Source organism: Brevundimonas sp. (assembly GCF_046295775.1).
In the GTDB taxonomy this organism is placed as follows: domain Bacteria; phylum Pseudomonadota; class Alphaproteobacteria; order Caulobacterales; family Caulobacteraceae; genus Brevundimonas.
This window is the reverse complement of the sequence record NZ_JBKBML010000001.1, coordinates 113,354-126,068: the sequence shown is the minus strand read 5'-3', so window position 1 is coordinate 126,068 and position 12,715 is coordinate 113,354. Positions and strand designations below refer to the sequence as shown.

General features: G+C 69.4%; 14 protein-coding genes and 1 tRNA gene. 2 read left to right on the top strand and 13 right to left on the bottom strand.

What is annotated here, in order from left to right; genetic code table 11:
* Nucleotides 1–76 precede the first annotated feature (76 nt).
* A complete protein-coding gene (locus ACK4I0_RS00735) occupies nt 77–3,379 on the bottom strand; it encodes a DEAD/DEAH box helicase (protein ID WP_409606990.1) in 3,303 nt (1,100 codons plus the stop codon).
* Nucleotides 3,380–3,652: 273 nt separating this feature from the next.
* On the opposite strand from ACK4I0_RS00735, the gene ACK4I0_RS00730 reads away from it, so the two are divergent.
* On the top strand, nt 3,653–4,114 hold the full coding sequence (locus tag ACK4I0_RS00730) for a MucR family transcriptional regulator (RefSeq protein ID WP_409606988.1): 462 nt from the start codon (nt 3,653–3,655) through the stop codon (nt 4,112–4,114).
* Nucleotides 4,115–4,264: 150 nt separating this feature from the next.
* Here ACK4I0_RS00730 and ACK4I0_RS00725 read toward each other — a convergent pair whose 3' ends face one another.
* From ACK4I0_RS00725 to ACK4I0_RS00705, 5 genes are all read right to left on the bottom strand, one after another.
* Entirely contained in the window at nt 4,265–4,423 is a 159-nt protein-coding gene (locus ACK4I0_RS00725) for a hypothetical protein (protein WP_409606987.1), read from the bottom strand.
* A 69-nt stretch (nt 4,424–4,492) separates the two neighbouring features.
* Nucleotides 4,493–5,035 carry an NADPH-dependent FMN reductase gene (locus tag ACK4I0_RS00720; protein ID WP_409606986.1) on the bottom strand — a complete coding sequence of 181 codons (543 nt, stop codon included), beginning with the start codon at nt 5,033–5,035 and terminating at the stop codon, nt 4,493–4,495.
* A 147-nt stretch (nt 5,036–5,182) separates the two neighbouring features.
* On the bottom strand, nt 5,183–5,536 hold the full coding sequence (locus ACK4I0_RS00715; RefSeq protein ID WP_409606985.1) for a helix-turn-helix domain-containing protein: 354 nt from the start codon (nt 5,534–5,536) through the stop codon (nt 5,183–5,185).
* A gap of 123 nt (nt 5,537–5,659) precedes the next feature.
* Nucleotides 5,660–6,571 (bottom strand): endonuclease/exonuclease/phosphatase family protein, encoded by a 912-nt coding sequence (locus tag ACK4I0_RS00710; RefSeq protein ID WP_409606984.1) that lies wholly within the window; start codon nt 6,569–6,571, stop codon nt 5,660–5,662.
* A gap of 218 nt (nt 6,572–6,789) precedes the next feature.
* Nucleotides 6,790–8,100 carry a DUF6880 family protein gene (locus ACK4I0_RS00705; protein WP_409606983.1) on the bottom strand — a complete coding sequence of 437 codons (1,311 nt, stop codon included), beginning with the start codon at nt 8,098–8,100 and terminating at the stop codon, nt 6,790–6,792.
* Between ACK4I0_RS00705 and ACK4I0_RS00700 the strand changes: the two genes are divergently transcribed.
* Nucleotides 8,099–8,236: a hypothetical protein gene (locus ACK4I0_RS00700; protein WP_409606982.1), complete on the top strand. Its 138-nt coding sequence runs from the start codon at nt 8,099–8,101 to the stop codon at nt 8,234–8,236. The two genes, ACK4I0_RS00705 and ACK4I0_RS00700, sit on opposite strands and share 2 nt — an antisense overlap.
* Before the next feature lie 281 nt (nt 8,237–8,517).
* Here the strand turns inward: ACK4I0_RS00700 and ACK4I0_RS00695 are convergent.
* The 7 genes from ACK4I0_RS00695 to ACK4I0_RS00665 all read right to left on the bottom strand — a co-directional run bounded on the left by ACK4I0_RS00695 (nt 8,518) and on the right by ACK4I0_RS00665 (nt 12,664).
* Nucleotides 8,518–8,594, bottom strand: a tRNA-Pro gene (locus tag ACK4I0_RS00695).
* A gap of 62 nt (nt 8,595–8,656) precedes the next feature.
* The gene (locus tag ACK4I0_RS00690) at nt 8,657–9,061 is read right to left on the bottom strand and encodes a MerR family transcriptional regulator (RefSeq protein ID WP_409606981.1); all 405 of its coding nucleotides are present in this window, start codon (nt 9,059–9,061) and stop codon (nt 8,657–8,659) included.
* A 3-nt stretch (nt 9,062–9,064) separates the two neighbouring features.
* On the bottom strand, nt 9,065–9,373 hold the full coding sequence (locus tag ACK4I0_RS00685) for an integration host factor subunit alpha (RefSeq protein ID WP_135065129.1): 309 nt from the start codon (nt 9,371–9,373) through the stop codon (nt 9,065–9,067).
* A gap of 91 nt (nt 9,374–9,464) precedes the next feature.
* Complete coding sequence (locus ACK4I0_RS00680; RefSeq protein WP_409606980.1) at nt 9,465–10,442, bottom strand: beta-ketoacyl-ACP synthase III; 978 nt, start codon at nt 10,440–10,442, stop codon at nt 9,465–9,467.
* On the bottom strand, nt 10,439–11,512 hold the full coding sequence (gene plsX / locus ACK4I0_RS00675; RefSeq protein ID WP_409607309.1) for a phosphate acyltransferase PlsX: 1,074 nt from the start codon (nt 11,510–11,512) through the stop codon (nt 10,439–10,441). The genes ACK4I0_RS00680 and plsX overlap by 4 nt, the downstream gene beginning before the upstream one ends.
* Nucleotides 11,513–11,609: 97 nt before the next feature.
* Nucleotides 11,610–12,128 (bottom strand): YceD family protein, encoded by a 519-nt coding sequence (locus tag ACK4I0_RS00670; protein WP_409606979.1) that lies wholly within the window; start codon nt 12,126–12,128, stop codon nt 11,610–11,612.
* The gene (locus ACK4I0_RS00665) at nt 12,125–12,664 is read right to left on the bottom strand and encodes a ubiquinol-cytochrome C chaperone family protein (RefSeq protein ID WP_409606978.1); all 540 of its coding nucleotides are present in this window, start codon (nt 12,662–12,664) and stop codon (nt 12,125–12,127) included. Before ACK4I0_RS00665 ends, ACK4I0_RS00670 begins: the two co-directional genes overlap by 4 nt.
* Nucleotides 12,665–12,715 lie beyond the last annotated feature (51 nt).

The window sequence follows — 12,715 nt, the reverse complement described above, 5'->3', positions numbered from 1 at the left end:
GGCGCCACCGATCGAGGCGCTCCTGACGTCACGCACGACGGGGGTCGGCTCCGCCGCCGGGCCGACGACGCCGCCGCTAGGCGGCGGCCAGCTCGACAAGTAGGGCCTCGATCGCCGCCGGATCGTGCGGTTCGTCATTGGCGGCCTCGACCAAGAGCCGGTCATCGGACCACCGACGCCCTTCCGTTTTGGGCAGCCGGTCTGCCAGCAGGCCGCACCGCGCTGCATCCACCCTGAAGGCCGTCGCCTTCGGTCCGGCTGTCACCTCAATAACGCCGGCGGTCGCCGCGAGGGCGGACAGACGGCGCTCGGCGAGGAGGGTCTCGACCGCGTCCGGGGGCGGGCCGAACCGGTCCTCGACCTCGGCATGAAGCGCATCCACGGCCTCCGCCGACATCGCCTGGGCGAGGCGCGCATAGAGATTGATGCGGACCGTGGCGTCCGGGACGTAATCGACCGGCAGCGCCCCGGAAAAGCCGAGGTTCAGCCGGGGCGGCGCGGCGTCGACGTCCGGCTCGCCCCGCGCCCGTCTCAGGGCGCGCGCCATGACCCGATGATACAGGGCCGAACCGATCAGCCGGATGTGGCCGGCCTGCTCGTCGCCCACCAGGTCGCCGCCGCCCCGGAGATCGAGATCGCGCGCACTGATGGCGAAACCCGCGCCCAGCCGATCGAGGGCTTCAAGCGTCCGCAGCCGCGCCTCGGCGCTCTCGCCGATCGGCGTGTCAGAGTCGGACACCAGCCAGGCGAAGCCCTGACGGCGTCCCCGCCCCACCCTGCCCCTCAACTGGTGCAGTTGGGCCAGGCCGAACCGGTCCGGCCGCCAGACGATCATGGTGTTGGCGCGCGGCACGTCCAGGCCGTTTTCCACGATATTGGTGGCCAGCAGGACGTCGCTGCTTCCGGCGGCGAAGTCGCCCATGACCTGATCGAGCGCAGCGGGCTTCAGCCGGCCATGGGCGGTCAGCACCCTGAGCTCGGGCGCGAGCGCGGCTAGCCGCTCGGCCAGGGGCGCCAGATCCTCCACCCGGGGCGCGATGACAAAACTCTGCCCGCCGCGCGCCTTCTCCCGCAGCAGGGCCAGCCGCACGGCGGCGGGATCGAAGTCGGCCATCTGGGTGCGGATGGGGCGACGGCGCGCCGGAGGACTGGCGATGAGGCTGACGTCTTGGACGCCGACCATCGCCCCCTGAAGGGTGCGCGGGATCGGCGTCGCCGACAGGGTCAGAAGATGGGGCGCCCGCTCGGCCAGAGCCGCCTTCATCTCGGCCCCGAAGCGGTGTTCCTCGTCAATGATCACCAGGCCCAGATCCGGGGCTTTGATATCCTCCGCGGCTAGGGCCTGCGTCCCCACCACCAGCCGAACGCGCCCATCCGCAAGGCCCGCCTTCACCTCAGCCGCCGCCGCCGGCTCTATGGCCCGCGACAGACAGGCCACCGCAACCCCGGTTCCCTCGAAGCGGCGCACGAACACCTCATGGTGCTGGCGCGCGAGCACCGTGGTCGGGGCCACCACCATCACCTGCCGTCCGGACAGGACCGCCGCGGCGGCGGCTCTCAGGGCTACTTCTGTCTTGCCGAACCCCACGTCCCCACACACCAGCCGGCTCATCGGCCGTCCGGACGCCAGATCCTCCAGGACGGCCTCGATGGCGGCCGCCTGGTCGACGGATTCCGGAAAGCCAAACCCCGCGGCGAAGCGCGCATAGGCGGCCGACGGCGGCACGATCGGATCGGTGCGGGTCGCCTCGCGGCGGCGCGCTCGTTCGGCCAGGACCTCCGCGGCGGCGTCGATCTGGGCGCTCGCCTCGGCGCGGCGACGGATCCAGCCGTCCGAATTGAGCCGGTCCAGCGTCACGGCGTCGGCGTCCGACCCATACCGCCAGATCCGCCCGAACTCCTCCACCGGGGCGAGGATCGAAGCGCCGCCCTGATATCCGAGACGCAGCACGTCGCGCTGGACGCCGTCGATCGTCACCGTCTCCAGCCCCTCCAAGACGCCCAGGCCGTGATCCTCGTGAATGACCACATCGCCCAGCCGAAGTTCCGTCTCGCCGAGCTCGACCACTCCCGCCCCGCCGCCGCGCCGCGCCACGCGCGCGCCGAAGATGTCGGACGCGGTGATGACGGCCAGCCCGGCCCGGACGTCCACAAAACCGCGGTCCAGGTCGGCCTCGAGGCGGACGACCCCGGCCGGGTCCTTCAGGGCGGAGGGCCAGTCGGCCGCGACGGCCAGGCCGCTCAGGCCGTGACGTCCCAACAGCCGGCCGATCAGCTTCTGCTCGTGCGCCGCCCCTGTCAGGATGACGCGTCGGTCCGCTGCGCGACTGGCCTCGATGAAGGCCTTCAGCACGCGGCCGGGAGACCGTTCCGTCTCAAAGCCCGGCGCGGGCTCCAGCCGGCCCAGCGCCAGCGCGCCGGCGGCGCCGAAGCGCCGCCGCACCTCTTGCGCCTCCAGGTGCAAGGCCTGCGGCGCGGGCGGCGCCGCGCTGTCTGCGAACCGGCGCCGGGTGTCGTGCGCCTCCACGATCTGCGCCCAGACCCGGTCGCAGCGATCCATCGCATCCGGCTCCGCCACAAGAACCGGATCGTCCATATGGTCGAACAGGCTGACCAGTCCGCCATGACTGTCCAGCAAGCGGCGCTCGAACCCGACCTCGGCGGCGTCGATCGTCTCTTCCGACGCTTCGCGAACCTCCGAGGCGGCGCCCAGGGTCACTGTACCGACGGCGTCATGCGTGCGCTGGGTCGCCGGATCGTAGTCGCGGATCTCCGTGATGATGTCCTGCTCATCGAGGCTGAGCCGCACCGGACGGGCCGCGGCGGGCGGATAGAGATCCGCCACCGCGCCTAGCAGGGCGATCTCGCCCGGTTCGTCGATGCGGTCGTCGAACCGCCATCCTGTCCGCCGTGCGAAGGTCTCGAGCGCCGTGCGATCCAGCCTGTCGCCCACCTTGAGAACCCAGGGCGCAGGCAAGCTGGCGGCCGGCGCGGTGCGTTGCATCAGGGCTTCCGGCGACGTCACCAGCAGGCGTGGCCGGTCGGCCGCCCCGGTCAGGGCGGCCAGAACCGCCATTCGTCGCCCCATGGCGTCGCGCGAAGGCTCAGACCGGTCGTAGGGCAGGCTGTCCAACGGCGGAAACACGAGGACTTCGCGCCGCGGCGCCATGACCGAGAGGGCCCGGGCGATCTCCTCGGCCCGCCGCTCGTCCCGCGCCAGGACCAGCATCGGCCGCCCCTTGGGGAGCCGCTTGACGCTCAGACGCGAGGCGACCGCCGCCGGCGAAGGCCTCCCCGTGAGCCGCTCGGGCGTCTTCGGCAGCGGGCCTTCGCCAAGGGCCTGGGCGCCGATAACGGCCGGGGTCTGGTCTGCGGTCATGCTGCTTGGATCTCCAGGCTTGCCAACACGAGGCGGCCGCCGGGGTTCAGCACGGGCGATAATATATCGTGTCGCCCCGCGAGAACTCGGCGAACGCTATCCACGCCCTGCCCCCTATCGGTCGGCGGTCCGGCCGCTCGTGGGAATCGCCGCCTCTGCAGAACAGCCACGCACGCGAGTCCGCCACACGGTCTCGATCAGATGTTCCAAATCACGCCCCGCTCGATCACAATGACTCCTCTTTCCAACATTGCAGCTAGGGTCACGCGCTTCATGGACGACGCCAATAACGACGCCGACTTCATCGGCATGACCGCAGACATCGTCTCGGCCTATGTGTCGAACAACCAGGTGACAGCAGACGCCCTGCCGGCGATGATCGCCAGCGTTCACCAGGCGCTGGCCGGCACGATCAGGACAGCCGTGCCGGAACCGGAACCGCTGAAGCCCGCCGTGCCGATCCGCAGGAGCATAACCGCGGATCATCTGATCAGCCTGGAGGACGGCCGCCCGTACAAATCGCTGAAGCGACACCTCTCGACCAAATACGGCCTGACGCCGGCTCAGTACCGCGAGAAGTGGGGCCTGCCGATCGACTATCCGATGGTGGCGCCCAACTACGCCAAGGCCCGTTCGGATCTGGCCAAGGCCGCCGGCCTGGGCCAGGGCGGCCGCAAGCCGGCGAAGACTCCAGCCAAGACGCCGGCCAAGCGAGGCCGCAAGATCGCCACCTGACGGCTTGGCCGGACAGACCGATCCCGACGGTCCTGTACGCCCAGGACCGTCGGCGTTCACCTGGAGACCTGGCCTCTCTCGCTCTATCAGCCCGGGCTACGGTCGCGTGCGGATCTCCCAGTCCACCGTCCAGCGGTCCGGCCCTGCGGGCTACAACTCGCTCCTCGCGGCCGTCACTACCCGGTCGAACCCGTCCACGATCACCGAGCCGCCACTGACCGAGGCCACAGTGGCGTTGGTCTGCCAGAAGGGTCCGCCGCCGGCCCGTACCGAGACGCGGACCTGAACCCCGTCGTTTGTCTTGGGCACTCCGTCTCCCGGGCTCGGCGCCGCCTCCACGCCGGCGGCGAGGTTGGTGATGCAGCAGCGCGACAGGCGTTACGCCCGCCGAACCCAGGCTGCAAACCGATCCATCCAGTCCTGCGCAAAGTCTCGGCTGTCCGGGCCGATCCGCCCACTTTCATCGACGAGCCCGTCGGTCCATTCGATGAAGGCCTCCGGCTGTCCCAGGGTCGGCATGTCGAGATAGGCGAGTATGGCGCGCAGATGCTGCTGGGCCGCCGCCGTGCCGATCTTGCCCACGGACACGCCGACGATGCCCGCCGGCTTGCCGGTCCATACGCTCTGTCCGTAGGGCCGGGACCCGTGATCTATCGCGTTCTTGAGCACGCCGGGAATCGATCGGTTGTACTCCGGCGTGGCGAACAGCACGCCGTCCGCCTCGCGGATTGCCGCCCTGAACCGGTCGACCGGCTCCGAAGGCTCCGCCTCCACATCCTGGTTGAACAGCGGCAGGTCGCCGATGGCGACAGGCTCGAACCTCAGGTCGTCCGGCGCTAGTCGGATCAGGGCTTCCGTGAAGCGCCGGTTGATCGAGTCGTCACGCAGACTGCCCACCAGGGTTGCGATACGCAGAGTCATCTCGGGCCTCAGATCTAGTGAATTGAATGATTGTATCCGGGCAGGCCGCCAAAGCGGCGGTCACTACCGCTCTCTAAGGAGCGAATGACCGCGCCCCCTTAGCGGTTCCGCCGCATTGAACGCCTATCGGAGCGATCCGACCAGCGATCAGTCCGCTGGGCCGACCCGCCGCGCCAGGGAAGCGAACAGCTTAAGCGCCGTGGCCTGATCATCGGGCTCCAGGCGCCGCCATACCTCCAGCATCTCCAGGTCCGTCGGGCTCAGCGGCAGGGGTGCGTCGGCCAGACCCAACAGGGACGACGGCGAGACCTCGAGGGCGCCGGCGATGTCGACCAGGGTGCTGACCGCAATGCGGTTCTTGGCCGCCTCGTATTTCTGGATCTGCTGGAAGGCCACGCCGATGCGACGGGCGAGTTCGCTCTGCGCCATACCCGCCTGCTGGCGCGCCGTTCGGACCGCCTGTCCGAGTTTCACATCATAGGCCGTGACCGTGCGTGACATGCGGGGATTAGGCCTCAAGCCGCGTCGCGCGCCAAGTCGTTCCCGCGCCTTCAAGGTCCGAAAGCCGATCCGGGGCTCAGATCAGCCGCGCCCGGTCGGCGCGACATGAAAGCTCCCGGCGCCTCAGTCCATCCGCAGCCGGACGGAGATGGCGCAATGGTCGCTCAGCGCCGGTCCCTCGAAGACGGTCTCATCGAACTGCTCCAGGCGCTGCGAGGCCCGCCGGTCGAGCACGATATGGTCGATGAATTCCGGATAGCGCGGATTGCAGCGGGCCTTCTGGTCGCCGGCGGCCAGGGTCAGGTCGGCCTCGGCCGGATCGCCGTCATCCCAGTCCGTCCAGACGGGATCGCCCGCAAGGGCGAGCCGGCGGTTGAAGTCGCCGAGCACCACAAACGGCCGGGTCTCGCGCGCGCGCGCGTCGATCCAGGCCTCGAGCTGCGGGGCCTGTTCGAAGAAGACCGGGCAGGCCGGCTGTGTCTGGCCCGAACTGCAGCCGGACTTCAGGTGAACGGACAGCAGACGCAGTTCCGGTCCTCCTGCGGGCCGCAGGACGAGGTCAACCCCCGAGCGCAGGTCGGCGTCGCCCAGCTGAAGCGCCGTGACGTCGGGCAGCCGCTCGAAGTCCAAGCCGCGACGCACCGCGAAACCGGTCCTCTGGTCGGTGAGGGTCCGGCCCGCAAGTCCGCGGCATTCGGCCGACCGGCCGGAGCCGGCCCGCGTCTCGACCACGACCACCCAGGCGTCCGGGGTGAAGACGCGCCGCGCCGCCTCAGCGGATTCGACCTCCTGCAGGGCGAAGACGTCCGCCCCGACCCGATCGACATAACCGCGCAGCGCGGCGTAGTCCGCTTCGGACCGCGGTCTGCATCCCTCTCCGTCCCGCACGGCCAGATGCTCCATGTTGAAGCTGGCCAGGACCAGGGGCGCCGGAGCGCCTTCATCCGGTGCGAGACTGACGCACCCGGCCAGGGCCGACAGCGCGAGGGCGAGTGAAGAGCGGCCGAGGGCCCGCAGGAGGACGGCGGAGGTCATGTCGTCCTATCGCCCGTCCGTCGCCGTCTGACCAGTCCGTGCGCCTGGGCCAAACGGGCTTCGCGTTTCGGCGGCCGGCCGTCAGGCCGTCCTCGCGCCTTACTCTTCGCAGCCGCTCCATGGGCGGGCCGGGAGGGGTAGAGGCGCCGGATACAGTTGCCCTCCTCCCAGCCTGGAGCTGGACCCCAAATCAACGCTCCGCGCCCCGTCTCTGGTGGTCAGCGCCAGCGCCGGCGGCCGATCGCCGCCGGCGATCCCGCGCGGAACCCCGCCAGGAAGTCGGCGTGCGGCTGCAGATCGGGAACCTGATGCGATAAGGCCTCCGCCTCGGCCTCCAAGCCCTCGACCTCTCCGCCCGTCCGGATCAGATGACCCAGCCGCGCCCTGAGCAGCAGGAGCGCTGCGCGCGGACGCCGGCCGGCGAGTCGGGCGGCCCACAGGGCCATCTCCTCGCGGTCGCCCCGGAGCGCGTCGGTCCGGGCCTCTATGGCGTCGGCGGCTTCGGACGGGGCGCCCCAGGCCATGAGAAAGTCGAGTCCGGCCATCAGGTCGAAGGCCCGGGCGGCGTAGGCGACGGCCCGGTCGGCCGCGACCACGTCTTCGAAATCGTCGAGGCGGTCGGTGATCGAGCTGAGGGCCTCGACCGTCAGCCGGGACTCGAACCGCGCCCAGCGCGCCTCCAGCGCGTCCGCGTCGCGGCCCTCGGCGTCGAGCACGGCGATCGTGGCGTCCTGGGTCAGCTGGCGCACCCGCGCCGCGTCGCCTCCGGGAAGACGCGCGACGGCGTCCAGGGCCGCCCGGGCCGGCCCGGCGCGGCCGGCCTGCGCCAGGCGTCCGGCCAAGTCGGCGATGATCTCGGGCTGACGCCGCTCCGCGGGCGACAGGGTGTCGGCCCAGGCGTCGACGTCCCCGGCGCGGTCGGCCAGCCGCCGACGCAGGCGGTTGAGCCGCCCGTCCGGCCTGGCGCCCAGGCGGCGCAGCAGGCCGGCGGCGGCCCCGGGGCTCATCTCCGTAATCGCCGGGCCCAGGACCACGGCCCAGGCTTCGGGCCGCTCCAGCGTCCGCCGTGCCACGAGGTCCGGCGCGTCGGCGCCGTCGAGCGCCTTCACCAGGGCGGGCGCCGCCTGGACGAAAACCGCCGCCACCTCGCCCTTCGGATCCTTGACGCGGGCCGCCAGCCTCGAGCTCAACTCGATCCAGTCCGCCAGACGCGCCAGGCCCTGGGCGGCCGCCTCCGGGGCGAGCCGCTCCAGGATGAGCCGAAGAAGGTCGACGAGCTCGCGGATGAGTTCGGGACGCTTGCGCCAGGATACCTTCGCGCGGCTCTGACTCAGGATCGTCAGCCGCCGCCCGAGCTCCAGGTCAAGCTCTTCAACACCGATTTCGGCGGCCAACTCCAGCCGCAGCCGACGTCGAAAGGCCGGCTGGGCGTCGGCCGCGGCCTCCAGCAGCACCGCCAGCCGGGCGGCGCCAAGGCGTTCCAGGTTGCGCGCGGAGACGGTCTTGGTCAGCCGCGGGGTCTTGGCCATGGACGAATCCTTCCGTTCGGCCATCGAGATGGCGATGAATGCGCGCGATCTCAAATCCGATCGCCCGTCGGGGGATCAACGTCTCAACGGAAAGTCGCGGCTCTGGGTCATTCAAGCGAATCCCGCCGCGAGCTAAACGGGGCCGGATGGCAAGGCGCAGGCTCCCGCCTGGAGAGTTTCTGGCGCACCCGCATGAAGAGCGACGTTCAGCACCAAAGCCCCGCCTGGGACGACGCTGCGATATCAGCCCGTCTATCGACTGAACGGTCGTGAAACGGTCTGACCAGGCCTTGGCAGATCAGAGGACCGGTCAGCGTCGCGATTCGAGCCGTGGACCCCAAATGGACCCCATCACGGAATGAGAAAGGGGCCGCTGAAAAGCGGCCCCTCTAACATCTTCATTTTCTTGAGAGAAAATGGTCGGAGCGACAGGATTCGAACCTGCGACCCCTTGACCCCCAGTCAAGTGCGCTACCAGGCTGCGCCACGCTCCGAGAGGCGGTCGTATAGCCGGGCCGTTCGGTCGCCGCAAACCCAAAAACGCGGGATCGGCGCCTTATCGACCCAAGGCCGATTCCAGGCGGGCGTGAGCGGTCTCGATCTCGGCCAGGACGCGCCGCAACCGGGCCAGATCTCGCCCCTGCGCGGGCCCCGCCACCGCAAACGAATCTCTATTCGGCGACGGAGAGGCTGGCATTTCGCCCAACAGACGGGTCAGGCCGCCGTCCTTGTGCAGCTTCTGAACGCCTTTGATGGTGAAGCCTTCGTCGTGCAGCAGCCTTTTGACGGCCTTGAGCGTCTCCACGTCCTGGGGTCGATAGAAGCGCCGGCCGCCGGCGCGCTTTACCGGTGCGATAAAGGCGAACTTGGTCTCCCAGAAACGCAGGACGTGCTGGGGAACGCCGACCTGGTCGGCGGCTTCTGAAATGGTGCGAAAGGCGTTGGGGCCCTTGGCGGCCATGGATCAGTCGGCGGCCGGTGCGTCATGCACCCGGCTCTTCATGATCTGCGAGGCCCGGAAGCTGATTACCCGGCGCGGATGTATGGCGGCGGGCTCGCCGGTCTTGGGATTGCGGCCCATGCGGGCGCGCTTGTCGCGCACCTGAAACACGCCGAAGCCCGACAGTTTGACGGTCTCGCCGCGCTCAAGCGACTCCACGATCAGTTCGAGCGTGCGCTCGACCATCGAAGAGCATTCCTGCCGTGAAAGGCCCACGTCCTCGTGAACCGCCTCGCACAGATCGGCCCGTGTCACGGTCTGCTGTCCGGCCATGGCGTCGCCCCCTATCCCTGTCGGGTGCCCATAAAGACGCAAAGTCTGCGGGAATCAAAGGGGTGAAATGCTTTTGGGCCCGAAACCGCCCCTAAAGTCGCAGAGCGCAGGCGCCCCAAGTAAGCCCACCGCCCATCGCCTCGAGCAACACCAGATCCCCCGTCTTGATGCGGCCATCCTGCATGGCGGCGTCCATCGCCAGCGGAATCGAGGCGGCGGAGGTGTTGGCGTGGGTGGCGACGGTCGAGATCACCTTGTTCTCGTCCAGGCCCAGTCGGTCGCCCACGCCCTTGATGATGCGTTGGTTGGCCTGGTGAGGCACGAACCAATCGACGTCGGCGATCTCGATGCCCGAAGCCTGCGCCGCGGCGGTGATGGCTTCGGCGATGTTGACCACGGCGTGGCGGAACACCTGATTGCCGGCCATGCGCAGGTGGCCAACCGTGCCGGTCGTGGCAGGACCGCCGTCGACGTACAGCAGATCGGTCTTGGCCCCGTCGCAGCGCAGGGCGAAGCCCAGCAGCCCCTGGTCCGTCTTGGCGCCCTGCCCTTCGCGCGGCTCGACCACAAAGGCGCCGGCGCCGTCGCCGAACAGGACGCAGGTGGTGCGGTCGGTCCAGTCCATCAGCCGGGTCATCTCCTCGGCGCCGATGACCAGGGCGCATTTCGCGAGCCCGCGCGCCACGAATCCGTCGGCGACGCTCAGCGCATAGACGAAGCCCGAGCAGACCGCCTGGACATCGAAGGCGATGCCGACGCCGCAACCCAGCTTGCGCTGCACGATCGAGGCGGTGGCGGGAAAGGTCATGTCTGGCGTGGTCGTGGCGACCACGATCAGGTCGACCTCGGACGCCTCGCGCCCGGCCTGCAGCAGGGCGCGGCGGGCAGCCTCGACGGCTAGGTCGCTGGTCGGCTCGTCGTCGCGGGCCTTATGGCGCTGACGGATGCCGGTGCGTTCGACGATCCATTCGTCGGTGGTGTCGACGATCTTAGCTAGGTCGGCGTTGGTCACGACCTGTTCGGGCAGATAGGAACCGACGCCGGTGACGGCGCTGCGGATGACGCTCACTGAACAGTCTCCCCGGCGGGCTTGTCGCCCTCGGAATGGTCGAAGACGGCGTCGAGCCGCTTCAGATTGGCCGCCACCTTGGCGGTGTAATCGCTGCGCGCCAGATTGACGGCCACGCGGATGGCCGAGGCGAAACCCTGGGGCGTGGCGCCGCCATGGCTTTTCACCACAATGCCGTTCAGACCCAGCAGGGGCCCGCCGTTGATGGCGTTGGGATCGATGCGGCGGCTCATCTTCTTGAGCGCCGGCAGGGCGATCAGGGCGCCCACCTTGGACTGCAGGCCCGAGCCCAGCGCTTCCTTCAGCAGGGTCGAGATGAAGCGGGCGGTGCCTTCGGCGGTCTTGAGCGCGACGTTGCCGGTGAAACCGTCGGTGACGACCACGTCCACCGTGCCCTTGGCGATGTCGTCGCCCTCGACGAATCCGTGATACTCCAGATCGACCGCGCCGCTCCGCAGGATGCCGTGGGCCTCGCGCACTTCGTCATGGCCCTTGATGTCTTCTGAGCCGATGTTCAGCAAGCCGACGGTCGGGCGCGCCACGCCGTGCACGGCGGACTGGAACGCCTCGCCCATGATGGCGAACTCGATCAGCTGCTCGGCGTCGCTGCCGACATTGGCGCCGACATCCAGCACGGCCGTATGGCCTTTCAGAGTGGGCCAGGACGCCACGATGGCGGGTCGCTCCAGGCCCGGCGCGGACATCCGCAGAATCAGCTTGGAGATGGCCATCAGCGCGCCGGTGTTGCCGGCCGAGACGGCGGCCGAAGCCTCGCCGGTCTTCACCGCCTCGATGGCGTTCCACAGGCTGGAGCCCTTGCCGCGCCGCATGGCCTGGGCCGGCTTTTCATCGCTGGCGATCACTTTCTCCGCGTGCCTGATCCGGATCGGCGCATCGTCGAGACGCAGCCGCACGATTTCGGCACGGATGGCGACCTCGTCGCCGTGCACGAGAAAGGCCAGGCCTGTGCAGTCGTTCTGGCGCAGATAGTCGCGCACGCCGCCCAGGACGACAGGCGGGCCGTGGTCGCCGCCCATGGCGTCGAGCGAGATTACGGTGTCGGATGGCAAGGCCAAAAGGGCTCCAGCGCGCCGTCTGCAGCAGCGCTTACAGTCAGGGTGCGACGATAACGCCGCAGGGTGGGGATGCAACCGGGCCGACGCAAGGTCAACCTTCGCCGGCGTCTCCGCGCGGCTTCAACGCCTTGAGGGCCGCGAAAGGCGAAATTTCGACCGGTTCGGGGGGCTGGACGAACTCCGCCCCCGGCTTGCGCGGGAACGGGTCCAGCCGCAGCGCCAGCTGCTCGACCGCATACTGACCCAGGTCGATGCGGCCGTCCTCGATCAGGTCAGGCGAATCATCGTCCAGATCGACGTCGATCTCGCCGTCCTCGTCGGGCGCGCCCTCCATCAGGGCGATGGAGAAATCGTCGGCGATGGCGAGGGGCAGCGGCTCCAGCGTGATGCCGCAGGTCTGGGCCCCGCTGGCCTCGATATGACCTTTCAACCGCCACCCTTGACCGACCGGCTTCAGCTCCAGATCGACGGCGAAGGCGTCCAGCGCCGCCATGTCCAGCGCGCGGGCGATCCGCTGACGCGTCGCGGCGTCGGGCTCCAGCCGGCGGGCCAGGCCCGTGCCGACCTGATTCATCCGCACCGGTTCGCTATAGGCCAGGGGCGCGGTCATTGGACCACCGTCGCCCAGGCGGGCGCCTTGAAGACTTCCGGCAGGGTCTGGCCCCCGAGAGCGCCACGACTGGCGAGGGTGTAGCGCGCCAGAGCCGCGGCGCCGGGCGCCATCTCGGCCTCATAGACGTTGCGCGCGATCGCCTGCTCCAGGCCGGCCGCGTCGCCGGCGCGCAGCGGGGTCTCGTAAGCAGTCATGCGGCCGTAAAGCGACTCGCCCAGCTTGCGCATCTTCTTGCCGACGACGACGTCGCCGACGCCCAGTTCGCGCAGGGTGTGGTCCAGCGCCGAGACATAGACGTCAAACAGGTCCTGCGCCGTCTCCGCCCCTTCGGTGGCTCGCGCGCCCTCTTCGTCCCGGAGACGGAGGATCAGAAGCAGCACATGCAGGGTGTAGAGCTCGAACCGCGCATCGATTCGATCCTCGACGCCCAGGTCAGTATAGAAGGTCGGCGTGCGCGCCTGGGCCGCCGCCGCGGCGTACAGTGCGTCGGGCCGAGTGCGATCACGCGAGCGGAACAGTCTTTTGAGCATCATAAGCGGCCCCTTTTCCGCCGCGCCGTTGAACTAGGACGCTCGTCCGGTTAG

What these genes read in the sequence shown, in the direction of transcription:
- ACK4I0_RS00735 (WP_409606990.1), bottom strand. Translation starts at nt 3,379, where the DNA reads ATGACCGCAGACCAGACCCCGGCCGTTATCGGCGCCCAGGCCCTTGGC.
- ACK4I0_RS00730 (WP_409606988.1), top strand. Translation starts at nt 3,653, where the DNA reads ATGGACGACGCCAATAACGACGCCGACTTCATCGGCATGACCGCAGAC.
- ACK4I0_RS00720 (WP_409606986.1), bottom strand. Translation starts at nt 5,035, where the DNA reads ATGACTCTGCGTATCGCAACCCTGGTGGGCAGTCTGCGTGACGACTCG.
- ACK4I0_RS00715 (WP_409606985.1), bottom strand. Translation starts at nt 5,536, where the DNA reads ATGTCACGCACGGTCACGGCCTATGATGTGAAACTCGGACAGGCGGTC.
- ACK4I0_RS00710 (WP_409606984.1), bottom strand. Translation starts at nt 6,571, where the DNA reads ATGACCTCCGCCGTCCTCCTGCGGGCCCTCGGCCGCTCTTCACTCGCC.
- ACK4I0_RS00700 (WP_409606982.1), top strand. Translation starts at nt 8,099, where the DNA reads ATGGACGAATCCTTCCGTTCGGCCATCGAGATGGCGATGAATGCGCGC.
- ACK4I0_RS00705 (WP_409606983.1), bottom strand. Translation starts at nt 8,100, where the DNA reads ATGGCCAAGACCCCGCGGCTGACCAAGACCGTCTCCGCGCGCAACCTG.
- ACK4I0_RS00690 (WP_409606981.1), bottom strand. Translation starts at nt 9,061, where the DNA reads ATGGCCGCCAAGGGCCCCAACGCCTTTCGCACCATTTCAGAAGCCGCC.
- ACK4I0_RS00685 (WP_135065129.1), bottom strand. Translation starts at nt 9,373, where the DNA reads ATGGCCGGACAGCAGACCGTGACACGGGCCGATCTGTGCGAGGCGGTT.
- ACK4I0_RS00670 (WP_409606979.1), bottom strand. Translation starts at nt 12,128, where the DNA reads ATGACCGCGCCCCTGGCCTATAGCGAACCGGTGCGGATGAATCAGGTC.
- ACK4I0_RS00665 (WP_409606978.1), bottom strand. Translation starts at nt 12,664, where the DNA reads ATGATGCTCAAAAGACTGTTCCGCTCGCGTGATCGCACTCGGCCCGAC.